Annotated in this window: 17 protein-coding genes; 10 read left to right on the top strand and 7 right to left on the bottom strand. The window is 65.0% G+C overall.

Annotation, left to right across the window (positions count from 1 at the left end; translation table 11 throughout):
- The 3 genes from AB7M16_RS32035 to AB7M16_RS32025 all read right to left on the bottom strand — a co-directional run bounded on the left by AB7M16_RS32035 (position 1) and on the right by AB7M16_RS32025 (position 5,943).
- The gene (locus AB7M16_RS32035) at positions 1-3,117 is read right to left on the bottom strand and encodes an efflux RND transporter permease subunit (protein ID WP_453946415.1); all 3,117 of its coding nucleotides are present in this window, start codon (positions 3,115-3,117) and stop codon (positions 1-3) included.
- 29 nt (positions 3,118-3,146) lie between these two features.
- On the bottom strand, positions 3,147-4,397 hold the full coding sequence (locus AB7M16_RS32030) for an efflux RND transporter periplasmic adaptor subunit (RefSeq protein ID WP_453946414.1): 1,251 nt from the start codon (positions 4,395-4,397) through the stop codon (positions 3,147-3,149).
- A 145-nt stretch (positions 4,398-4,542) separates the two neighbouring features.
- Entirely contained in the window at positions 4,543-5,943 is a 1,401-nt protein-coding gene (locus AB7M16_RS32025; protein WP_453946412.1) for a CoA transferase, read from the bottom strand.
- A gap of 137 nt (positions 5,944-6,080) precedes the next feature.
- Between AB7M16_RS32025 and AB7M16_RS32020 the strand changes: the two genes are divergently transcribed.
- Positions 6,081-6,368, top strand: coding sequence for a hypothetical protein (locus AB7M16_RS32020; protein WP_057027154.1), 288 nt, complete (start codon positions 6,081-6,083; stop codon positions 6,366-6,368).
- A 172-nt stretch (positions 6,369-6,540) separates the two neighbouring features.
- Positions 6,541-7,311: an SDR family NAD(P)-dependent oxidoreductase gene (locus tag AB7M16_RS32015; protein ID WP_453946410.1), complete on the top strand. Its 771-nt coding sequence runs from the start codon at positions 6,541-6,543 to the stop codon at positions 7,309-7,311.
- A gap of 263 nt (positions 7,312-7,574) precedes the next feature.
- On the opposite strand, the gene AB7M16_RS32010 is transcribed toward AB7M16_RS32015, so the two are convergent.
- The 3 genes from AB7M16_RS32010 to AB7M16_RS32000 are packed head-to-tail and all read right to left on the bottom strand — an operon-like array spanning position 7,575 to position 13,331.
- A complete protein-coding gene (locus AB7M16_RS32010) occupies positions 7,575-11,054 on the bottom strand; it encodes an error-prone DNA polymerase (RefSeq protein WP_453946408.1) in 3,480 nt (1,159 codons plus the stop codon).
- The gene (locus AB7M16_RS32005) at positions 11,051-12,646 is read right to left on the bottom strand and encodes a Y-family DNA polymerase (protein WP_453946407.1); all 1,596 of its coding nucleotides are present in this window, start codon (positions 12,644-12,646) and stop codon (positions 11,051-11,053) included. The genes AB7M16_RS32010 and AB7M16_RS32005 overlap by 4 nt, the downstream gene beginning before the upstream one ends.
- Entirely contained in the window at positions 12,543-13,331 is a 789-nt protein-coding gene (locus AB7M16_RS32000; RefSeq protein WP_453946405.1) for an ImuA family protein, read from the bottom strand. The genes AB7M16_RS32005 and AB7M16_RS32000 overlap by 104 nt, the downstream gene beginning before the upstream one ends.
- 162 nt (positions 13,332-13,493) lie before the next feature.
- On the opposite strand from AB7M16_RS32000, the gene AB7M16_RS31995 reads away from it, so the two are divergent.
- The 3 genes from AB7M16_RS31995 (at position 13,494) to AB7M16_RS31985 (ending at position 17,917) form a co-directional block, all read left to right on the top strand.
- Complete coding sequence (locus AB7M16_RS31995; RefSeq protein WP_260382879.1) at positions 13,494-14,729, top strand: putative DNA modification/repair radical SAM protein; 1,236 nt, start codon at positions 13,494-13,496, stop codon at positions 14,727-14,729.
- Positions 14,729-16,171: a UdgX family uracil-DNA binding protein gene (locus AB7M16_RS31990; protein ID WP_453946404.1), complete on the top strand. Its 1,443-nt coding sequence runs from the start codon at positions 14,729-14,731 to the stop codon at positions 16,169-16,171. Before AB7M16_RS31995 ends, AB7M16_RS31990 begins: the two co-directional genes overlap by 1 nt.
- A gap of 117 nt (positions 16,172-16,288) precedes the next feature.
- Complete coding sequence (locus AB7M16_RS31985) at positions 16,289-17,917, top strand: inorganic phosphate transporter (RefSeq protein ID WP_260382877.1); 1,629 nt, start codon at positions 16,289-16,291, stop codon at positions 17,915-17,917.
- A gap of 150 nt (positions 17,918-18,067) precedes the next feature.
- On the opposite strand, the gene AB7M16_RS31980 is transcribed toward AB7M16_RS31985, so the two are convergent.
- Entirely contained in the window at positions 18,068-19,240 is a 1,173-nt protein-coding gene (locus AB7M16_RS31980; protein WP_172784138.1) for a M20 aminoacylase family protein, read from the bottom strand.
- A gap of 172 nt (positions 19,241-19,412) precedes the next feature.
- Between AB7M16_RS31980 and AB7M16_RS31975 the strand changes: the two genes are divergently transcribed.
- The 5 genes from AB7M16_RS31975 (at position 19,413) to AB7M16_RS31955 (ending at position 23,975) form a co-directional block, all read left to right on the top strand.
- Positions 19,413-21,032, top strand: a complete 1,620-nt coding sequence (locus tag AB7M16_RS31975) for a GMC family oxidoreductase (RefSeq protein WP_453946401.1) — start codon at positions 19,413-19,415, stop codon at positions 21,030-21,032.
- Positions 21,033-21,256: 224 nt separating this feature from the next.
- Entirely contained in the window at positions 21,257-22,201 is a 945-nt protein-coding gene (locus tag AB7M16_RS31970) for a metallophosphoesterase family protein (protein WP_453946400.1), read from the top strand.
- Between the two features lie 19 nt (positions 22,202-22,220).
- A complete protein-coding gene (locus tag AB7M16_RS31965) occupies positions 22,221-22,556 on the top strand; it encodes a plastocyanin/azurin family copper-binding protein (protein WP_439363765.1) in 336 nt (111 codons plus the stop codon).
- A 109-nt stretch (positions 22,557-22,665) separates the two neighbouring features.
- The gene (locus AB7M16_RS31960) at positions 22,666-23,211 is read left to right on the top strand and encodes a sigma-70 family RNA polymerase sigma factor (protein ID WP_453946398.1); all 546 of its coding nucleotides are present in this window, start codon (positions 22,666-22,668) and stop codon (positions 23,209-23,211) included.
- Positions 23,208-23,975 carry a zf-HC2 domain-containing protein gene (locus AB7M16_RS31955; RefSeq protein ID WP_439363767.1) on the top strand — a complete coding sequence of 256 codons (768 nt, stop codon included), beginning with the start codon at positions 23,208-23,210 and terminating at the stop codon, positions 23,973-23,975. Before AB7M16_RS31960 ends, AB7M16_RS31955 begins: the two co-directional genes overlap by 4 nt.
- Positions 23,976-24,042 lie beyond the last annotated feature (67 nt).

Below are 24,042 nucleotides of genomic sequence, written 5' to 3'. Positions count from 1 at the left end.
TCAGCGCGCGCGGCGGGAAAAGAAGGAGATCAGGACCGGCAAGGTCACCAGGATCACGACCGGCGCCAGCATCATGCCGGTGACGACGACGACCGCGAGCGGCTTCTGCACCTGCGAGCCGATGCCTTCCGACAGCGCCGCCGGAAGAAGGCCGACGCCTGCGACGACGCAGGTCATCAGCACGGGCCGGAGCTGCAGCTCGCCGGTGCGCACCACCGCGCTCATGCGGTCCATGCCCTCTTCGATCAGCTGGTTGAACTGCGACAGGATGATGATGCCGTCCATCACGGCGATGCCGAACAGCGCGATGAAGCCGATCGCCGCCGAGACGCTGAATGCGGTGCCCGAGATCAAAAGGCCCAGCACGCCGCCGAAGATCGCCATCGGGATCACGCTCATCGCGAGCAGCGTGTCCGTCATCGAACCGAAGTTGAACCAGAGCAGCACGCCGATCAGCGCCAGCGAGATCGGCACCACGATCGAGAGCCGCCGGATGGCGTCCTGGAGATTGCCGAACTCGCCGACCCATTCCATGTGCGAGCCCGGCGGCAGCTGCACCTGCGCGGCGATCTTGTCCTGCGCCTCGCGGATCGCGCTGCCGAGATCGCGTTCGCGCACCGAGAACTTGATCGGCAGATAACGCTCCTGCTGCTCGCGATAGATGTAGGCAGCGCCGGAGACGAGGCTGATGGTCGCGACCTCGCTCAAGGGGATCTGCGTGACGGTGCCGTTCGGCCCGGGCGCGCCGATCCGCAAGTTCTGGATCGCCTCGGCGCTGCGGCGATATTCCGGCGCGAGGCGGACGATGATCGGGAAGTGGCGGTCGCTTCCGGGCTCATAGAGGTCGCCGGCGGTGTCGCCGCCGATCGCGACCTTGATGGTGGCGTTGATGTCGCCCGGTGCAAGGCCGTAACGCGCCGCCTTGGCGCGGTCGATGTCGATCTGAACGGTCGGCTGCCCGAGCGAGGTGAACACCGCAAGGTCGGCGACGCCCTGCACGGTCGACAGCACCTGCTTGATCTTGTTGGCGGTGTCGGTGAGCGCCTGGAGGTCGCTGCCGAACAGCTTGATCGAGTTCTCGCCCTTCACGCCGGAGACGGCTTCGGAGACGTTGTCCTGGAGATATTGCGAGAAGTTGAATTCGACGCCGGGAAAGCGGTCGTCGAGCTGCTTGAGCAATTGCGCGGTCAGCTCTTCCTTGTCGCGGGTGCCGGGCCATTGGCTCACGGGCTTGAGCGGCGCGAAAAACTCGGCGTTGAAGAAGCCGGCGGCGTCGGTGCCGTCGTCGGGACGGCCGTGTTGCGATACGACGGATTCGACCTCGGGCCGGGCCCGGATCACCTTGCGCATCTCGTTGACGTAGCTGTTGCCTTCCTGGAGCGAGATGGTCGGCGGCAGCGTGGCACGGATCCAGAGATTGCCCTCCTCCAGCTTCGGCAGGAATTCGAGGCCGAGCAGCCGGGCGAGCGCCACCGTCATCAGCACGAGGCCGACCGCACCGCCGAGGACGATGCTGCGATTGGCGACCGCCCAATTCAGCAACGGCGAGTACAGCCGGTGCAGGATCAGCATCACCTTCGTCTCGGTCTCCTCGACATGCGCGGGCAGGATGATTGCGGACAGCGCGGGAGTCACGGTGAAGGTGGCAAGGAGGCCGCCGGCCAGCGCGTAGGCATAGGTGCGCGCCATCGGGCCGAAGATGTTGCCCTCGACGCCTGACAGCGTGAACAGCGGCAGGAAGGCCGCGATGATGATCGCGGCGGCGAAGAAGATCGATCGCGAGACGTCGGCGGCCGCGCTGAGGATGGCATGGCTCTTCATGCCGAACAGCGTTTCGGGGGACATATGCTCGGATTCCGACATCGGTGTCGTTTGCGTCAGGCGGCGGAAGATCGCCTCGACCATGATCACGGTGGCATCGACGATCAGGCCGAAATCGATCGCGCCGACCGACAGGAGGTTGGCCGATTCCCCGCGCAGCACCAGGATGATGACGGCGAAGAACAGCGCGAACGGGATGGTGGCGCCGACGATCAGCGCGCTGCGGAGATCGCCGAGGAAGATCCACTGCAACAGCACGATCAGCAGGATGCCGATCACCATGTTGTGCAGCACGGTGTGGGTGGTGAGCTCGATGAGGTCGCCGCGGTCGTAGATGCGCTCGATGCGCACGCCGGGCGGCAGGATGCTGGAGTTGTTGATCTGCTGGACGAGTTCGTGGACGCGCTTGATGGTCGGCGAGCTCTGCTCGCCGCGCCGCATCAGCACGATGCCCTGCACGATGTCGTCGGAATCGTCGAGGCCGGCAATGCCGAGACGCGGCTTCTGGCCGACCGTGACGGTGGCGACGTCCTTGACCAGCACCGGATTGCCGCCTGTCTGCGCCACCATGGTGTTGGCGAGGTCGTCGATCGAGCGGATCAGGCCGACGCCGCGCACCACGGCGGATTGCTGGCCGATATTGACGGTGTTGCCGCCGACATTGACGTTGGAATTGCCGACCGCCTGGAGCAGTTGCGGCAGCGTCAGGCCGTTGGCGACCAGCTTGTTGAAGTCGACCTGAATCTCGTAGGTCTTGCTCCTGCCGCCCCAGCCGGTGACGTCGATCACGCCGGGCACCGCGCGGAAGCGGCGCTGCAGCATCCAGTCCTGGATGGTCTTGAGGTCGAGCACGCTGTAGTTCGGCGGGCCGACGAGACGATAGCGGAAGATCTCGCCGATCGGGCTGAGCGGCGAGATCTGCGGCTGGACGTTGCCGGGCAGCGGGGCGAGCTGCGCCAGGCGATTCAGCACCTGCTGCAGCGCCTCGTCATAGGTATAGGCGAAGGAGAACTGGATTTTGACGTCGGACAGACCGTAGAGCGAGATGGTGCGGATGGTCGTGATGTTCTTCAGGCCCGCCACCTGGGTCTCGATCGGGATCGTGATGTAGCGCTCGATCTCCTCCGCCGACAGCCCCGGGCTCTGCGTCACGATGTCGACCATCGGCGGGGTCGGATCGGGATAGGCCTCGATGTTGAGCCGGTTGAACGCGATCAGACCGCCGATCAGCACGGCGGCGAACATGCCGACCATCAGGAAACGCCGGTTGACGGCTAGGGCAACGAGACGATCCATTCAGGTCTTCAATTTTCTTGGGTCGTCGATCAGCTGCCGGACGCCGCACGGTCGATGAACAGACTGCCTTTGGTGACGATCTGCTCGCCGGGCTTCAGATTGCTGGTGACCTCGACGAGATTGCCGTTGATGAGACCGGTCTTGATCTGGCGCAGCTCGACCGACTTGTCCTCACGCGCGACCCAGAGGCGGACCTTGTCGGCCTCGTAGATCAGCGCCTGCTTCGGCACCGCCGGCGCGGCGCGGTCGCCGGCCGAATAGATCGTGACGTTCGCGAACATTTCCGGCTTGAGCAGCCCGTCCTTGTTGTCGATCGTGGCGCGGACCAACAGGCGGCGGGTGGCGGGGTCGATCGCGGCGGCAACGTAATTGATCTTGGCGCTGAACGGACGGCCCGGCAGCGCCATCACGTTGACGGTGATGTCCTGCCCGATGCACACCGCGGCCGCATCGCTCTCGCGCACGAAGGCGGTGAGCCAGACTGTGGAGAGGTCGCCGACCACGAAGACCGGATCGCTCGCGCCGGAATTGACGTATTGGCCCGGGCCGATCTTGCGCTGCACGACGGTGCCGGAGATCGGCGAATAGATCGTGATCTCCCGATCGATGACGCCTTTTTCCTGGAACGTCCTGATCGCCTCGTCGGTGAAGCCGAGGATGCGCAGCTTGTTGCGTGCGGCTTCCAGCGCCGTCCCCGAAGAGCGCATGTCGTTGCGCGCCTGCACCTGGGCCGCTTCCGCCTGCTGGTAATCCTTCAGCGGAATGGCATGGCCCTCGTAGAGGTCCTTGGCGCGCTTGAACTGGATGTCGGAAAGCTCGAGCGCCGACTTCGCCTTGTTCTGCGAAGTCATCGCCGCGATGAAATCGTTCTGGGCCTGCACGGTGTCGGCGGCCTCGATCGTAAACAGCGGTTGGCCTTGCTTCAGCATCTCGCCCGGCTTTGCGAGCAGCTTGGTGACGCGGCCTGCATAGGGCGAGAACACCGGCGTCGAGCGGTCCTCGTCGACTGCGACCTTGCCCTCGGTGACATACTCGGCGCGGAAGCTCCTGGCGGCGACCGGCTCGATCGTCAGCGTCGCCCATTCGGACGGCGTCGGCGTGAAGGTCTGCGCATTCCTGCGCGACTGGCTGGAGATTTCGGAGTGCTTCTTTTCCTTCGCCCCCGAAGAGAAGAAGCCGTACGCTCCGGCACCGGCGCCGGCGAGAGCTAGTAAAACTACGGATGCGATCACCCGTTGTTTTGTAAGCACCTGCAATCGCTTGGTATTCTCAACTACCATGGGGCCCGGTCGTGTCTGCGACGATCTCGGCAAATGACGGCCTGATCGGTCGCGCTAATAGTGCCGAATTGGGAGTTCAAACAACCTAAAAAACGCCTCGCCCCTATCCGTTTGCGTTAAAATTTTGCGACACGTCAGCTTCATGTCAGCTTCGCGCCGGCCAGTGCGCCGGATGACTGCCGAGCGGCATCGCCGGACGGCTCCATTGCGCCGGCGTCTTCGACAGCAGTGCGGAATGCTGCACCGCCTTCAACGTGCCGAAGCCAGATTGCATGCGTTCTATGAACGCAGCATGTACGGCCTCTCCCGTAGTATCCGGGGTATTCAATCCGCCCTCGAGCCGGCCGAGATTCCACAGCCAGCGCCCCGTCTGCGCCAGCGATACGCGCACGTGCCAGCTGCCGCCTTCGCGCACCTGGCGTGCCTTGGCCATCATCGCGCCGAACGCCATCAGATAGCCGGTGGCGTGGTCGAGCATCTGTGCCGGCAATTCCTTGGGGCCATCGATGCCGGCGGCCTGGCCTTCGGCATGGTTGAAGCCCGTCGCGGTCTGCACCAGGGAGTCGAAGCCGCGCCGCTCGGCCCAGGGGCCGGCGTGGCCGTAGGCCGACAGCGTGACATAGACGATGCCGGGATTGATCTGCGCTGCGTGCTCCGGCGCAAAGCCGAGCGCGGCGAGCGCGCGCGGACGATAACCTTGCGAGAAGATGTCGGCGTCCTTGAGCAGCTCGCGCAACTGCACCCGCCCGGCTTCGCTCTTCAGTTCGATGAAGGTGGTGAGCTTGCCGCGGCCGGTGTCGATGGTGAGCCAGTCGATCGCGGGCAGATCCGGTCCTGATACCAGCAGCACGTCCGCACCGTGCGCAGCGAGCGTGCGGCCGGCGACGGGGCCGGCGATGACGCGGGAAAGATCGAGCACGCGAAGACCTGAGAGCGGACGATCGCCTTTTGGCCACGGCTTTGGCGGCGCTTCACCGATCTTCTCGATCGAGAGCAGCGGCAATTGCGCGAGCGCGCGCGCCTGCGGGTGCGCGGACCATTCGTCGTAGGAGCGCATCAAGGCGACGACTCCGCCCGCGGCATAGGCCGCGCTTTCGAAATCCTCGCCCTTCCACTGCATCAATGCGGCCTGTACTTTCTCGCGCTCGGGCTCGCAGTCGAGCACCTTGCAGACGGCGTCGCGGTGATGCGGAAAGTTGGTGTGGCAGCGAACGAAGCGGCCATCGCCGGTTCTGTAGACGCCGGCGATGGCGTCCCAGGCCGGTGGCGGTGGCTTGTCGTCGCGGCGCAGATAACGCTCGGAACGGCATTCGGCGACGGCATGGCGTATGTCGACGGAGACGTCCTGCGCCTCGCCGCTGCGCAGCTTCCATATCTCGGCGGCGGCAAGGCCGGCCGCCGCGATCGTGGTCTGGCCGGCGACGGCAACGCGAAACGAGGACGGGATTTGCGGCTCCTCGCCGGTCAGCCGCACGCGGCCGAGCGCGGCCTGATCGCCACCGGCGGAGGTCCAGATATCCTTGAGAATATCGGCGGGGCTTTGCATGGCCACTTCTCTCCCTTGCAGTTGAGCATGATCTCTGCGCAAGCGCGTTCCGCGTTTGTCGCGTCGGAAAACCGCTGCACATTCTTCCGGATCATGCTGTAGTTTCGCGACCATCCATCAGCACATAAGGGAATGCAATGGCCGCCATCGATCCCCTCATCGCAGGTGCCGTGTTCATCGCGACAGCGGCCACCGACGCAGTCTATGTCATGTTCACCTCGGCCGTGATCGCGCGCAAGCGCATCCCCGCCGCGAACTGGAGCGCGGTCTGGTACCTGCTCTCCTCTTACGCCGTGATCAGCTACACCGAAAACGCCTTCTATGTCGCCTTCGCCGCGATCGGCTCCTGGGCCGGCGCCTATGCCTCGCTGACCTTCCTGCACCGCCCGCCCGGTGGCCCGCCGGTGGGGGCTGCGCCGGAGTGAGGAGTCCCGCGTCTCGCCGCGTCATTGCGAGGAGCCCTTGCGACGAAGCAATCCAGACTGTTTCTGCGGATGCAATCTGGATTGCTTCATGCGCTCGCAATGACGACGTGGGGGCTTCTGGGCGTCTCTCGAAACAGCTACAGTCCCTGCGACCACCAAAAAGGAGCCAACAATGGATCTCGGTCTCAAGGGCAAGAACGCCGTCGTGCTCGGCGGCACGCGCGGCATCGGGCGGGCGATTGCGGCGACGCTGGCCGGTGAAGGTGCCAATGTCGCGGTGTGCGCGCGCAACGCCGATCAGGTTGCGGCAACCGTCGCGGAGTTGAAGGCGAGCGGCATCAACGCCACCGGCGGCACGGTCGACGTCACCGACGGCGCGGCGCTGAAAAGCTGGATTGAGACGGCTGGGAAAGCGCTCGGCGGCATCGACTTGCTGTTTTCCAATGCCGGCGCAATGGCGCAAGGGCACGATCCCGCATCCTGGGAGCAGAATTTCCGGCTCGACGTGCTCGGCGCCGTGCACGCCTTCGAGGCCGCCCGGCCGTTCCTCGAGGCAAGCGGCGCCGAAGGCGGCGATGCGGCCTTCGTGATCGTCTCGTCGATCGCCGCAGCGCAGGCGGACGCGGCCGGCTCCTACGGCCCGATCAAGGCCGCGCTGATCCACATGGCCAAGGGACTGGCGCGGCAATACGCGAAGAAGAAGATTCGCGTGAATGTCGTGTCGCCCGGCACTGTCTATTTCAAGGGCGGCGTCTGGGAGATGATCGAGAAGAACATGCCGGAGCGGTACCAGGACGCGATGAAGCGCAACCCGACCGGCCGCATGGCGACGCCGCAGGAGATCGCGAACGCGGCGGTGTTTCTGGCAAGCCCGGTGTCGGGATTCACCACGGGTTCGAATCTCGTCGTGGATGGTGCGATCTCGAACCGGGTGAATTTTTGAGGGGCGGCATCATCATCGACGAACTTGGAGGGTGGGCAAAGCGAAGCGTGCCCACCGCTTTCGCGACGAGATCCCAGAAGGTGGGCACGGCGCTTACGGCGCCTTTGCCCACCCACGGCAGCTGAGAGTGTGGCGCGCGATCGCGTCAGCAAACTCGTCATTGCGAGCGTAGCGAAGCAATCCAGCATCTTTCCGCGGGGACAGTCTGGATTGCTTCGCTGCGCTCGCAATGACGGCGTGGTGGGCAGCCCGCCTTACGACGCTCAATGAAAATCCCGCGACGGCGGCAGGATGCGGACGTTGCGGGGGTGTCGGACTTTTTGCGCGGGCATGTCCGCGAGGGCGCGGGGGTCTTCGTTGAGTGGCTCCACGACGGTGGCGCCTGCGGGCACCGGATGTTTGCGGCTTAGCGCATCGTTGGCCAATCCGACCAGATCCTGCGAGCGGTCGACCATGCGCTGGGCGATGAGATGCGTCACCTTCTCCGGGCTGCTCTGGATGTAGCCCTCGACCAGGATGAGGCGCGCGCCCATCACCTCTTTCCGGTACTGCTCCATGATCTTGGGCCACACCACGACATTGGCGATGCCGGTTTCGTCCTCCAGCGTCATGAACACGACGCCGCTGGCGCTGCCCGGCCGCTGCCGCACCAGGACCACACCGGCGCAGCGGACGCGGCGCCGCTCGTTCTCATGGCTGATCTCCTTGCAGGCGACAATACGCTCGCGCGTCAACATCTCGCGCAGGAATTCCATCGGGTGGCCCTTCAGCGACAGGCGGATGGTCTGGTAGTCCGCGACCACCTGCTCGGCGCGCGGCATCACCGGCAGCGGTTTTGCGCCTTCGTCCGGCTGCTCGCGCGCGGTCGCCGCTTCGAACAGCGGCAGCGGCACGTCGTCGGGCAGTCGCCGCACCTGCCACAACGCCTCGCGGCGATCGAGCCCGAGCGAGCGGAACGCATCGGCATCCGCCAAGAGGATCAGCGCGCGCTTGGGCAGGCCGGTGTCGCGGGCGAAATCTTCCAGCGAGGTGAAGGGCCGGCGGTTGCGCGCGGCGACGATGCGGTCGGCCCAGTCGGGCACTCTCTCCACGTCGTCATTCCGGGGCGCGCCTCTTGGCGCGAGCTCTGGTGCGCAATTGCGCACCTTAGAATCCATACTCCCGATCGTGGTTATGGATTCCGGGCTCGACGCTGACGCGTCGCCCCGGAATGACCGCTGGGAGCGCTTCAGCCTCTCCTCGTCCTCGTCCAGCCAGTGGAATCCATCGATCTGGCGGAAGCCGAGGCGCACGGCACAGTATTTGCCATCCGTATTTTCCAGCGTGTTCTGCGCAAAGCTGTAGGACACGTCGATGTCGCGCACCTCGACGCCGTTCTTGCGGGCATCGCCGACGATCTGCGCCGGCGCATAAAAGCCCATCGGCTGCGAGTTCAACAGACCGCAGCAGAAGGCGTCGGGATGATAGTGCTTCAGCCACGACGAAATGTAGACCAGCTGTGCAAAGCTCGCGGCATGGCTCTCCGGAAAGCCGTAGGAGCCAAATCCCTTGATCTGGTCAAAACAGCTTTTGGCGAAATTGGGATCGTAGCCGCGGGCGACCATGTTGCCGATCAGCTTCTCCTCGTACTGGCCGATGGTGCCGACGTTGCGGAAGGTCGCCATCGAGCGGCGCAGGCCGTTGGCTTCCTCGGAGGTGAAGTGCGCGGCCTCGATCGCAATGCGCATCGCCTGCTCCTGGAACAGCGGGACACCGAGCGTCTTGTGCAGCACCTTGTAAAGCTCGTCCTTGTCGCCATGGTCCGGCGACGGCGAGGGATAGCTCACCTTTTCGAGCCCGTTCCGCCGCCGCAAGTAAGGATGCACCATGTCGCCCTGGATCGGCCCGGGGCGCACAATCGCGACCTCGATGACGAGATCATAGAAGGTTCGCGGCTTCAGCCGCGGCAGCATGTTCATCTGGGCGCGGCTCTCGACCTGGAACACGCCGAGCGATTCCCCGGCGCACAGCATGTCGTAAACCCTGGGATCGTCCTGCGGGACGCTCGCCAGCACAAGACGCTCGCCCTTGTGCTGGTCGATCAGATCAAAACATTTCCTGATGCAGGTCAGCATGCCCAGCGCGAGCACGTCGACCTTCATCATATGAAGCGCGTCAACGTCGTCCTTGTCCCATTCGATGAAGGTGCGGTCGTCCATCGCGGCATTGCCGATCGGCACATAGGTGTCGAGCCGGTCCTGGGTCAGCACATAGCCGCCGACATGCTGGGACAGGTGACGCGGGAATTCGATCAGCTCGGTCGCAAGCTCGACCGCGAGGTTGATCATGGGATTGTCGGGATCGAGCCCGGCCTGGCGGACCTGCATGTCGTTGAGGCCCTTGCCCCAGCTGCCCCAGACGGTGTCGGCGAGCGCGGCGGTGACGTCCTCGGTCAGGCCCAGCGCCTTGCCGACGTCGCGGATGGCGCTGCGCGGGCGATAATGAATGACGGTGGCGATGATCGCGGCGCGGTGGCGGCCGTAGCGCCGATAGACATATTGCATCACCTCCTCGCGGCGCGAATGCTCGAAATCGACGTCGATATCGGGCGGCTCCAGCCGCTCCTTGGAGATGAAGCGTTCGAACAACAGATCGACCTTGGTCGGGTCGACCGAGGTGACGCCGAGCACGTAACACACGGCCGAGTTCGCTGCCGAACCGCGGCCCTGGCACAAAATGTTCTGGCTGCGCGCGTAGTGGACGATGTCGTGCACGGTGAGGAAGTAATGCGCGTATTTCAGCTCGGCGATCAGCGCGAGCTCTTTGTTCAAGGTCGCGCGCAGCTTGTCGTCGATCTTGCCGCCGAAATATTTGTCGACGCCCGCCCAGGTCAGGTCCTCCAGATGCCCCTGCGCGGTCTTGCCCGGCGGTACCGGCTCGTCGGGATATTGGTACTTGAGCTGATCGAGCGAGAACTCGATTGCGTCCGCAAAGCGCATGGTCTCTGCGATCGCCTCGGGAAAATCGCGGAACAGCCGCGCCATTTCGCGCGGCGTCTTCAGGAAGCGCTCGGCATTGGCTTCGAGCTTCCGCCCAATCGCCTCGATCGTGGTCTTTTCCCGGATGCAGGTCAGCACGTCCTGAAGCGGACGGCGGCGAGGATCGTGATACAGCACCTCGTTGGTCGCGAGCAGCGGCACCTTGGCCTTTGCGGCGAGATCATCGAGCCGCGAGAGGCGCCGCCTGTCGTCGCCACGATAGAGCAGGCTCGCCGCCAGCCACACGCCCTCGGCACGGCTATCCCTAAGCTTTGCGAGAACATCCAGCGCCTGCGCCGGCTCGAAACGATGCGGCAGCGTCAGGATCAGGAGCTGGCCTTGCGAGAATTCCAGGAGATCGGCGAAGGTGAGACGGCACTCGCCTTTCTCGATCCGCGTGATGTCGTCGCCGCGCTTGCCCCTCGTGAGGAGCTGGCACAGCCGGCCATAGGCGGCGCGATCGCGTGGATAGACCAGGATGTCGGGCGTGCCATCCATGAAGACGATGCGGGCGCCGATCAACAGTTTCGGCTTGTGCAGCACCTCGTCATTGTCGAGCTCGTTCCAGGCACGCACCACGCCGGCGAGCGTGTTGTGGTCGGCGATGCCGATCACCGGAATTCCCAGAGCGCTGGCCTGATGCACATAGGCACGCGGATCCGAGCCGCCGCGCAGGAACGAGAAGTTTGTGGTGATGCCGATCTCGGCATAGCCAAGCGTATTCATGCGAAGAGACCGTGCACATACCAGCCGGGAGACGCAGGCTTGCCGTCACCGTCGAACACCTCGCCTTCATAGAGACCGTCGCGAAAGATCCAGAAGCGCAGGCCCTCGGCATCCTCGATGCGGAAATAATCCCGCGTCAGCTGCTTGCCGTCCTGCCGCCACCATTCCATCGCGATGCGCTCGGGGCCCTCCACCCGCACCACCGCATGCAGCGCGCGGCGCCAGGTGAATTGATGCGGCGGGCCATCGGGCACGGTCGCGAACGGCACCTTGATCGGCTCCGGCTTGTCGAACAGCCGCAAGGGACGCAGCGGCGGCTCTCCCTCGGTACGAACAGGCCATTCCGCCTGCATGGCAGCCGCGAGATGATGCTGCGCCGATGCGGCCAGCACCGCGCTTTCGGGGATGTGGGTATCCTGCGGCAGGTGCACGACGACGCGTTTTCCCCCGATGCGCGCGGCGATGCGGTCGATCAGCGCGGCGAGCTCGTCATTGTCGTGGACATGCGCATCGAGATCGCGTTGCTCCTGCACCACGATCTCGGTGCGGCTCGCCGACAACCGCACCATGTCGAAGCCGAAGCCGGGATCGAGGGGATCTGCGAGTGCATCGAGCCGCTCGCGGAACAGGCGGTCGATCACGGCGCTTCGCGTTACGGGACGTCCGGTTTCGACCGTGATCGTGCGCACCACGCCATCGGTGCGGAAGAATGCCGCTTCAAGTCGCCGTGCGCCTTTGCCCTGCTTCTCCATGGACGTAACAAGCGTGTCGGCCAGCCGCGACAGCGTCATCGCGATCATGGTGTCGGTCGCGATCGGCTCGGCAAAGCGTTTTTCCACGATGTAATCGGGCAGCGGTTTTCGCGGGCTAATCGGCGCATCGCCCTGCCCCAGCGCATGGGCGAGCAGCGTGGAGAAGCGCGCGCCGAACCGCGCCGTGATTTCGGAGGCGCTGCGCGATGCGACATCGCCGATGGTCTTCAGCCCGGCACGGCGCAGGCCGGTGGTGATGGCTTCACCTGCACCGAGCGCGGAGACTGGAAACGACCTGATCGCCTCCGCCTCGCCGCCATCGGCAACGATGGTGCCGGATGCCTGCCGCGTCAGCGTGCGGGCGCAGATCGAGGTGCCGGCGATCGCCGCGCTGACGGCAAAGCCTTGCCGGCCGAGCGCGCGGACCAGCGTCTTGAGCAGCGCGGCCTCACCGCCGAACAGATGGGCGCAGCCGGTGATGTCCAGGAACAGCCCGTGCGGCGCATCGAGCGCCACCAGCGGCGTGAAACGGTCGCACCAATCGGCGATATCGCTGAGCGTCTTGGCATCGGCGACAGGGTCGGCGTCGAACACACGCAGGTCCGGACACATCGCCCGCGCATTGGCGAGCGGCTGGCCGATATACAGGCCGAGGCGCTCGGCGGCCTCGTCCAGCGCATGGATCACCAGCGCATTGTTGTCCTTGATGACGACGATATCAGGCTCATGATTGGTCTTACCCAGCCCGGCGCTGCTGAAGAACCGCTGGATCCTGTCGATGGGCAGGCGCGGCAGCCACAGGCTGAGGATACGTCGACGGTTCACTGAACTGGCACTCATCACAATTCCATTCCATGATCCACCGGCCGCACGGGCCATGACGATTGCGCAAGAGTTCGGCATCGAACACCGGCGCGCCCCAGGCACTCCACACCGAGCCCGGCGGCGAATGCGCCGCCCGCAGCATCCATCGTGTTTCCGCGGTCGAAGGCAGCGGCTGCGCCGCCATCCGCAGCAAGAGGCCGGTAACGCCCGAGCCTTGCGCGGCGAGCGTCAACTTGCGGCTTGCCACGAGATCGAACTGTCTGGTCTCGCCCCACAGCTCGAGCACGACGGCGCCCAGCGCATCGCAGGCGAGCGCATCGGCCGAGGTGCGCAACGCGCTCTCGACATCGGCCGCGCGCACCATCACCAGGCGGCGCGGATCGAGGCCGAGCTCGGCGAGCCCGCTCATCGACAGCGCACCGGCTTCGAGCTCCGAAAAATCCTGTCGCACCCACAGCAGCGGCCGACGCGCGCTCACGCGTCCCGCAAGCCCCATGACAAAGCCCGTCGCGGCCGCGCCCTGGCGCCCCTCGCAAAACACCTCGTGGATCGCCGCGCGCGCGAGCCCGCCCTTCAGCGCGCTGTCGGCCTCGCTGTGGCCGAGCGCGACGCGATCGTGTTGATGCATGACCTCCGCCGTCTCGATGCGCTCGATCTGGCTGCGCAAGGTCGCAAGCGCGCTGATGCGTGCGCCGCTCATGCTCGCCGCTCCTTCAGGAATTGGTGCCGTGGTCTTCAAAAGAAGAACCAACGGCTGGCTCATTTGTTCATGATATGTTCTAATATAAAGCTAACGGTGCTCGAAGAGTCAATCGAATTGGCGCGCTGTCGGATTCATGAGTTGAATCAAAGGGATTCCCAAATGGACGTGCAACGCAAACTAGAGATTCTGGCGGATGCCGCCAAATACGACGCATCCTGCGCTTCCAGCGGCACCGAGAAGCGGGATTCCAGCGACGGCAAGGGCATGGGCTCGACCGCGCCAGGCATGGGCATCTGCCATTCCTACGCGCCGGACGGACGCTGCATCTCCCTGCTCAAGGTGCTGCTGACCAACGCCTGTAATTACGATTGCCTCTATTGCGTCAACCGCGCGTCCTCGAACGTAGCACGCGCCCGCTTCACCATCGACGAATTGGTCAAGCTCACGCTCGACTTCTACCGGCGTAATTACATCGAGGGCCTGTTTCTCTCCTCCGGCATCATCCGCAGCCCCGACTACACGATGGAGCAAGTGGTGAGCGTCGCGCGCAAACTGCGCGAGGAGCATCACTTCCGCGGCTACATCCACCTGAAGACCATTCCCGAGGCCGACGACGCGCTGATCGCAGAGGCCGGCAAATATGCCGACCGCCTTTCGATCAACATCGAGATGCCTGAGGAGACGAGCCTGCAGCAATTCGCGCCGGAGAAGGACGTGCGCGCGATCCGCCGCACCATGGGCCGGCTGCGGCTGAAGCTGGACGAGGCCGAGGAGAACCGCACAACGAAAACAAAGGCCAAGCCGCAGCGCTTCGCGCCCGCAGGCCAAAGCACGCAGATGATCGTCGGCGCAGACAGCGCCTCCGATCACACCATTCTCCACACCAGCGCCAACCTTTACGGCGCCTACCGGCTGCGGCGCGTCTATTACTCCGCCTTCAGCCCGATCCCCGATGCCAGCCGCGCACTGCCCCTGCGCGCGCCGCCGCTGCTGCGCGAGCACCGGCTCTACCAGGCCGACTGGCTGATGCGGTTCTACGGCTTCGATGTCGGCGAGATCGTCGACGACAGCGCGATGCTGCCGCTCGACATCGATCCCAAGCTCGCCTGGGCGCTGCGCCACCGCGACCGCTTCCCGCTCGACGTCAACCGCGCCAGCCGTGAGGAACTGCTGCGCGTTCCGGGCTTCGGCACCAGGACGGTCGACCGCATCATCGCAACAAGGCGCACCACCACGATCCGCCTCGCCGATCTCGCGCGGCTGCATGTGCCACGCAACAAGGCGCTGCCGTTCATCGTCCTCAGCGATCACCGCCCCTCATCGCATCGTCTCGATTCCGCCGGGCTGATCGAACGGTTCAAGCCGAAGGCAACGCAACTGGGATTTGGCTTCTGATGCAGTACATCACCCTCGACACCGAAACCGATTTCGACGGCTGGCGCAATGCCGCGCGCAGCCTCGTGCTTCACCACGTGCCGCCCAGCGACGTCACCTGGACCGTGCAAGGCGGCGAAGCCGAGTTGTTCGCGTCCCCCGCGCCGTCTCCGATCCTCGAGGTGAACGACGGTACCTTCAACGTATCAGGCAAATTCGTCGAGCTCGCCAAGGCGGCGATCCTGCATCGCGACGGCGAGCGCTTTGCGATCCTCTATCGCTTGCTGTTCCGGTTGAAGGACAACCACGATCTCATCGAGGTCGCGACCGATCCTGATGTCGCGCGCGTCACTTCCATGGCGAAAGCGGTCTATCGCGACGAGCACAAGATGCATGCCTTCGTCCGCTTCCGCGAGATCGGCCGGGAACGCCAGGCGCATTACGTCGCCTGGTTCGAGCCGGAGCATCATATCGTCGAGCTCGCCGCGCCGTTCTTCGTCAAGCGCTTTGCCGACATGCCCTGGTCGATCCTGACCCCGGACCTCTGCGCGCATTGGGACGGCCATGCGCTCTCGTTCACGCCGGGCGTCAGCAAGAGCGAGGCGCCGGGCGAAGACCGTCTCGAGGAAACCTGGCGGCGTTACTACGCTAGCATCTTCAATCCGGCCCGGCTCAAGGTGAAGGCGATGCAGGCCGAGATGCCGAAGAAATATTGGAGGAACCTGCCCGAGGCTTCGATCATTAAGCCCTTGATCGAGGACGCCGAACGCATGACCGGTGCCATGATCGCCAATGCCGCAACCGATCCGCATAAGCCTCAGAAGCGGCCGGAGGCTCCGATGAAACGCAAGCCAGCTGCCGACGATCTCGAAACGCTCCGCGAGGAGGCCGCGCATTGCCGCGCCTGCCATCTGTACAAGGACGCGACGCAGACCGTGTTCGGCGAAGGCCCTGAGAATGCCAACATCATGTTGGTCGGCGAGCAGCCCGGCGACAAGGAAGACCTCGCCGGTCACCCCTTCGTCGGCCCGGCCGGGCAGATGCTCGACCGCGCGCTGGAGGAGGCCGGCGTCGACCGCAAGAAGGTCTATGTCACCAACGCGGTGAAGCACTTCAAATTCGTGCCGCGCGGAAAGATCCGTCTGCACCAGAAGCCGAACACCCCGGAGATCCGGGCGTGCCGGCAATGGTATGAGCGGGAAGTTTCGGCAATCCAGCCCGATCTCATCGTGGCGATGGGCGCAACTGCCGCGCAGAGCGTGTTCGGCAAGATCACTCCCATCGGCAAGAACCGCGGCCGATTGATCGATCTTCCCGACGGGCGCAAGGCGCTCGTGACGGTGCATCCGTCCTATCTGCTGCGGCTGCCCGATCCCGAAGCCAAGGTGCTGGAGTATCGACGCTTTGTCGAGGATCTGAAGATCGCCGCCGGCTTGCAGAAGAAGGCCGCACGCGCCGCCTAAGCACTGGCAGGACAACGGCATACTTGCAGGAAAACGGCTTTCGCGCCTCGGTTGTCATCCAGGCTTCAAATCCATCGCGGACAATGCCTTGACCTGAAAGTTAAGGGGCGTCCAGACATGACCGATGTTGCATTCGACCGCGCGGTAGCAGATCCCGCGCCCGTCCAGCCGGCCTCGCGGCCAAATCTCGACAAGGGCTTCAATCCGCTGACGATGATCCTGTTCTTCGGCATCCTCGCCGCGGGCCTGCTGTTCGTCGCCTACAGCATCTATGTCGACGTCAATGCCACCGGCGCGCGGGTCACGACCTACCTGCCCTACATCCTCCTGTTCGTCGCGCTCCTGATCGCGCTGGGCTTCGAATTCGTCAACGGCTTCCACGACACCGCCAATGCGGTGGCGACCGTGATCTACACCCATTCGCTGCCGGCCGAAGTCGCGGTGATGTGGTCGGGCTTCTTCAACTTCCTCGGCGTGCTCCTGTCCTCCGGCGCGGTCGCCTTCGGCATCGTCTCGCTGCTGCCGGTCGAGCTGATCCTCCAGGTCGGCTCCAGCGCCGGCTTTGCCATGGTGTTCGCGCTGCTGATCGCCGCGATCCTGTGGAATCTCGGCACCTGGTTTTTCGGCCTGCCCGCCTCCTCCTCGCACACGCTGATCGGCTCGATCATCGGCGTCGGCGTCGCCAACGCCGTCATGCGCGGCCGCGACGGCACCTCGGGCGTGGACTGGACCAAGGCGACCGAGATCGGCTACGCGCTGCTGCTGTCGCCCCTGTTCGGCTTCATCTGCGCCGCCACGCTGTTGCTCCTGCTCAAGTTCATCGTGCGCAACCCGGCGCTCTATTCCGCGCCGGAGGGCAACAAGGCGCCGCCGCTGTGGATCCGCGGCCTCTTGATCGCGACCTGCACCGGCGTCAGCTTCGCGCACGGCTCGAACGACGGCCAGAAGGGCATGGGCCTGATCATGCTGATCCTGATCGGCACCGTGCCGACGGCCTACGCGCTCAACCGCGCGCTGCCGGAATCGCAGGTCGTCCAGTTCCAGAAGACCTCCGATGCGGCCGCCAAGGTGATCTCGGCGAAGGGCGCCGGCCACAGCATCATCGGCGATCCCCGCCCCGCCGTGACGCAGTACATCACGCTGCGCCACATCAACGAGGGCACCTATCCCTCGCTTGCCGTGCTGGTGAAGGATGTCGGCGACCAGGTCGCCAAATATGGCACGCTGAACAAGGTGCCCGCGGAAGCCGTCGGCAACACCCGCAACGACATGTACATGACCTCCGAAGCGATCCGCTTCCTGATGAAGGACAAGGAGAACGATCTCACCAAGGAGGAGATCGCGACGCTGAACGCCTACAAGGGATCGCTCGATGCCGCCACGAAGTTCATCCCGAACTGGGTGAAGATCGCGGTCGCCATCGCGCTCGGCCTCGGCACCATGATCGGATGGAAGCGCATCGTCATCACGGTCGGCGAGAAGATCGGCAAGAGCCATCTCACCTACGCGCAAGGAGCGTCCGCCGAGCTCGTGGCCGCCGCCACGATCGGCGCGGCCGACGTGTTCGGCCTTCCGGTCTCCACCACGCATGTGCTGTCGTCGGGCGTCGCCGGCACCATGGCGGCGAACGGTTCGGGCCTGCAATGGTCGACGATCCGCAACCTGCTGATGGCCTGGGTGCTGACGCTGCCCTGCGCGATCATGCTGTCGGCGACGCTCTATGTGATCTTCTCGCGGATGTTCTGAGAGTCGCTCCCTCTCCCCGTTCTTACGGGGAGAGGGCTGGGGTGGGGGGCTCCATCCGAGAAAATAGTGACAGATGGACTCGCGGAGAGTCCCCCTCACCCGGCGCTTCGCGCCGACCTCTCCCCGCAAGCGGGGCGAGGTGACGAAAAGCTACGACGCCGCGAGCTGCTCCTCGACCAGCTTCACCCAATAGGACGTGCCGTAGACGATCGCCTCGTCGTTGAAATTGTAGGCGGGGTGATGCAGGCCGGCGCTGTCGCCGTTGCCGCAGAAGATGAAGGCGCCTGGCCGCGCTTCCAGCATGTAGGCGAAATCCTCGCCGCCCATCAGCGGCGCCATCTCGTGCACATGGGATTCGCCCGCGACCTGCGTGGCGATGCGCCGTGCCACCTCGGTTTCCGCGGCATGGTTGTTCACGACGGGATAGTTGCGCTTGTAGTGCAGGTCGATCTTGGCGCCGGTGATCTGCGCCACGCCCGCCACGACCTCATGCACGCGCTTCTCGACCAGCTTGCGCACCTCCGGCGTCAGCGTGCGGATGGTGCCTCTCAGCGTCGCGGTCTGCGGAATGACGTTGCGGGCGTTGCCGGCGTGGAACTCGCAGATCGAGATCACCGCCGATTCCAGGGGATCGACGCTGCGGGAGACGATCGACTGCAGGGCCGTGATTACCTGCGCGCCGACCAGCACGGAATCGACGCATTTGTGCGGACGCGCGGCGTGGCCGCCGAGGCCTTCGATCATAATGTCGACCTCGTCGGTCGCCGCCATGATGGGGCCTGGCCGGATCGCGAACGAGCCGACCGGGATGCCTGGGCCGTTGTGCATGCCGTAGACCTGCTCGATGCCGAAGCGCTCCATCAGGCCGTCCTTGACCATGGCCGCGCCGCCGGCGCCGCCCTCCTCGGCGGGCTGGAAGATCACCACGGCATCGCCGGCAAAATTGCGCGTCTCGGCGAGATAGCGGGCCGCCCCGAGCAGCATCGCGGTGTGGCCGTCATGACCGCAGGCGTGCATCTTGCCGGGTGTCTTGGAGGCGTAAGGCAGATTGGTCTGCTCCTCGACCGGCAGCGCGTCCATGTCGGCACGCATGCCGATCACCTTGAGCCCCTCGCCGGCCGGCTTGTTGCCCTTGATCACGCCGACAACGCCGGTCTGGCCGAGGCCAGTCACGACCTCATCGCAGCCGAACTCCCGCAGCCGGTCCGCAACGAATGCTGCGGTGCGGTGGACATCGTACAGCAGCTCGGGATGCTGATGGATGTCCCGCCGCCAGGCCTGGATATCGGGTTGAAGGTCGGCGACGCGGTTCACGATGGGCATGGAAGGTCTCGAGCTGGTTGGAAATACAGGACTGTCTACCATGCAAGCGTCGGTCCACCCAACCGCCGGCAATCGGGGTCTAGCCCTGTTCACCCGGCATGGCCGGGCTTGTCCCGATCGGCTGCGTCGGCCTATTAGACGAACGCAAAGAGACCATTCGGGTGGAAGCAGAATGCCGAGGCGGCTTGAAGGTGAGTTTGACTACATTGTCGTCGGAGCCGGTACGGCAGGCTGTATCATCGCGAACCGGCTGTCAGCTGATCGCAACAACCGCGTCCTCATCCTGGAAGCCGGCGGCGACGACAATTGGATCTGGTTCCACATTCCGGTCGGCTATCTCTTCGCCATCGGCAATCCGCGTTCGGATTGGATGTTCAAGACCGAGGCCGAGCCCGGCCTGAACGGCCGTTCGCTGGCCTATCCGCGCGGCAAGGTGATCGGCGGCTGCTCGGCGATCAACGCCATGATCTCGATGCGCGGCCAGGCTGCCGACTACGATCACTGGCGCCAGCTTGGCCTGACCGGCTGGGGCTATGACGACGTGCTGCCGCTGTTCAAGCGCCTCGAGGACCACTTCCTTGGCGCCAGCGAGCATCACGGCGCCGGGGGCGGTTGGCGCATCGAGGCGCCGCGGCTGTCATGGGCTGTTCTCGATGCCGTCGGTGACGCGGCCGAGGAGATGGGCATCAAGCGCATCCCGGATTTCAACACCGGTGACAACGAAGGCACCAGCTATTTCCATGTCAACCAGAAGCGCGGCCGGCGCTGGTCGTCGGCGCGCGGCTTCCTCAAGCCCGCGCTCAACCGTCCGAACCTGCGGCTCGAGAAGCACGTGCTGGTCGACCGCCTCATCATCGAGCAGGGCCGCGCCGTCGGCGTGCGCTTCATCCAGAACGGCGAGATCATCGAGGCGCGCGCGAAGCGCGAGGTGGTGCTCTCGGCAGGCTCCATCGGCTCGGTGCAGGTGCTGCATCGCTCCGGCATCGGCCCTGCCGACTGGCTGTCGCCGCTCGGCATCGACATCGTCATGGACAAGCCCGGCGTCGGGCGCAATCTCCAAGACCATCTCCAGCAACGCGCGATCTACAAGGTCGAGGGCGTGCGCACGCTGAACGAGACCTATTACAATCTGTTCCGCCGCGGCCTGATGGGGCTCGACTACGCCTTCCGCCGCCGCGGTCCGCTGACCATGGCACCCTCGCAGCTCGGCATCTTCACGCGCTCCGATGCGACGCGCGCCCGCGCCAACATCCAGTTCCACGTGCAGCCGCTGTCGCTCGACAAGTTCGGCGATCCCCTGCATCGCTTCCCTGCGATCACCGTCAGTGCCTGCAATCTGCAGCCGACCTCGCGCGGCACCGTGCGACTGCGTTCGGCGAGCCCGGACGAGAAGCCGATCATCGCGCCGAACTACCTGTCGACGGACGACGACCGCCAGGTCGCCGCCGACGCCATCCGCACCACGCGACGCCTGATGCAGCAGAAGGCGCTGGCAAAATACCGGCCCAGCGAATATCTGCCGGGGCCGACGGTCGGCGATGACGACGCCTCGCTGGCAAAGGCCGCCGGCGACATCGGCACCACCATTTTCCACCCTGTCGGCACCGCGAAGATGGGCACGGCAAACGACCCGATGGCGGTGGTGGATGAGCGCCTGCGCTTCTATGGCCTTGGCAATTTGCGCATCGTCGATGCCTCGATCATGCCGACGATCACATCGGGCAATACCAACACGCCGACCGCGATGATCGCCGAGAAGGGTGCGACGATGATCCTGGAGGATGCGAAGTAAACGCTATCGTGTCCCGGACGCGGCGCAGCGCGAAGCGGTGCGACGCTGAGCCGGGACCCATTGCGGCCCTGGGTCCCGGCTCTGCGGCGCACCGCCAAGCGGCGCTGCGCCTTGTCCGGGACACGAGACTGCACTCACGAAATCGTCATCGCATCCGGGAATAAGTCCCCCGCTCCTCCGATCACCTCCCCGAAGCCCAATTCCGGGCGACGTGGAGAGGCGCGATGAGCGGACACAATCACGGGGACGACGGCGTCAGCCGCCGCAAGGTGCTGGAGTGCATGACCTGGGCCGGCACCGGGGTGCTCTGGACCGTCACGGGCGGCGTGCCACGCTCGATCGGCATCATCGATTCGGCGCAAGCCGCAACCGCGGCCGCGCCCGGCATGACCTTCCTCCAGATCAGCGACAGCCATGTCGGCTTCGACAAGCCGGCCAATCCCAACGCGCTCGGCACGCTGGAAGAGGCCGTGAACAAGATCAACGCGATGCCGGCAAAGCCGTCGTTCATGATCCACACCGGCGACATCACGCATCTGTCGAAAGCCGCCGAGTTCGACAATGCCGAGCGCATCATCTCGCAGACCAAGCTCGACGTGCATTACGTGCCCGGCGAGCATGATTTCATCGACGAGGAGGTGAAGCTCTATCGCGAACGGTACGGCCGCGGCACCAAAGGTCACGGCTGGTACTCGTTCGACGCCGGGGGCGTGCACTTCATTGGCCTCGTCAACGTCGTCGATCTCAAGGCCGGGGGCCTGGGCAATCTCGGCGCCGAGCAGCTCGCCTGGCTCGAGGACGATCTGCGCGGCAAGTCGAAATCGACGCCGATCGTGCTGTTCGCGCACATCCCGCTCTGGACCGTCTATCCGCAATGGGGTTGGGGCACCGAGGACGGCGGCCGCGCGCTGGAATACGTCAAGGGCTTTGGCTCGGTCACCGTGCTGAACGGGCACATCCATCAGGTGATGCAGAAGGTCGAGGGCAACGTCACCTTCCACACCGCGCGCTCGACGGCCTTCCCGCAGCCGGCGCCGGGAGCCGCTCCCTCGCCCGGCCCGATGAAGGTCGAGGACGCAAGGCTGCGCTCCATGCTTGGGGTGGCCAGCATCAACTTCAAGCAGAACGAGCAGCGGCTCGCGATCATCGACACGCCGCTCCAGGGCTAAGGTTGAACGGAAGCTGACAATGAAGACTTTCAATCGCCGCGACTTCGGTTTCGACCTCGGTCTCGCTCTGGCCGCGGCTATCCTGTTGCCCGCGGCAAAGGCGCACGCCGACGACACGGACGTGCATATCGACAATTTCGTGTTCCAGCCGGCCGAGCTCAAGATCAAGGTCGGCACCACCGTGACCTGGACCAACCGGGATGACATCCCGCACACCATCGTGTCCGCCGGCAAGTTCAGGTCCAAGACCCTTGATACCGACGACAAGTTCTCCTTCACCTTCACCAATGCGGGCGACTACAAGTATTTTTGTTCGCTGCACCCGCACATGACGGGGATGATCAAGGTTGAGTAACGTCTCCAACCAAGGCATCAACGTCCTGCCCGGCCGGTGGTCCCACGCCGGCCGGGCGCATGCGCCCGCGGTCAAGGCAAAAGAAGAACCAGAGGCAAAGCGAGGAGCGATGCCCGCCACCGACGATGTGCAGAAGGCACAGCGCTTCCGCGAGGCAGCGCTGCCCTATCTCGACGACGTCTACACGCTCGCACGCTACCTGCTGCGCGATGCCTCTGACGCCGAGGACGCGGTGCAGGAGTGCTATCTGCGCGCGCTGAAGCATTTCGACAGCTACCGGGGGCCTGCGATGAAGCCCTGGCTGTTCGCGATCCTGCGCAACGTCTGCAACGCCGAATATGTGCGTCGCGCGAACCGGCGCAGCGCGATCGAGGATACGCTAGGTGCCGCCGAGCAGACGCCGCTCTGGCGGGAGACCGAGGCGAGTCCCGAGACCGAAGTGCTGCGCAGCCGCGATGCCGGCGCCATCCGCAAGCTGATCGACGCGCTCGCCGAGCCGTTCAAGGAAACCTTCGTGCTGCGCGAGATCAACAACCTGTCCTACCGTGAAATCGCCGAGGCCGTCGGCGTCCCCGTCGGCACCGTGATGTCCCGCCTCGCCCGCGCCCGCGCCATGCTGCGCGCGGCCTGGACGGAAGAGGAGCAAGCGAAATGACCTGCGACGAAGCAAGGATCCTGCTTCACGCGCTGCTCGATGGCGAGCTCGATGCCGGCCACGCGCGCGAGGTCGAGGCCCATATCGCGAGCTGCCCGGCCTGCGCCGCGGAGTTCGCGGCGCAGCGCGAGATGCAGCGCGTGCTCGCAGGTACCAATTTGCGCTACACCGCGCCGGCAAGCCTGCGCGCTCGCATCGAAGCCTCGTTGCCTGAGCCGCAGCGCCAGCAGCCGAGCCGCCGCGCCGTGCTGCGCGGATTTGCGATGGGCTCGGCCGTCTCCGCGCTCGCCGCCACCGGAATCGTCGCGGTGGTGCTGCGCCAGGATGACCAGCAGCGGATTCTGTCTGAGGTCGTCTCCGCGCATCTGCGCTCGCTCCAGGCCGGCCATCTCACCGATGTGGTCTCGACCGACCAGCACACCGTCAAGCCCTGGTTCAACGGCAAGCTCGACGTCGCACCACCGGTGATCGACCTCACCGCGCAAGGTTTTACGCTGGTCGGCGGCCGGCTCGACTATATCGACGCCCGCGCCATCGGCGCCGTGGTCTACCGGCGCCGGCAACACGTGATCAATCTGTTCGTGTCGCAAACTTCGAGCACCGAGCATCGGCCGCCGAAGACCCAGACCATGCAGGGCTTCAACTGCCGCCGCTGGGGCGGCCGCGGCCTGAACTTCTGGGCCGTCAGCGATCTCGGCGCCGACGAACTTGCCGAATTCGTCGACAAGTTCGAGGCGGCAATGAAGGCGAACGTGGAGGGGTAACGGTCTCCGCCGTCATTGCGAGCGTAGCGAAGCAATCCAGACCGCATCCGCGGAGGGATACTGGATT

It is taken from the genome of Bradyrhizobium sp. USDA 372 (genome assembly GCF_053629095.1).
Note: the sequence above shows the minus strand (reverse complement) of the source record. Positions and strands in the feature narration are given on the sequence as shown.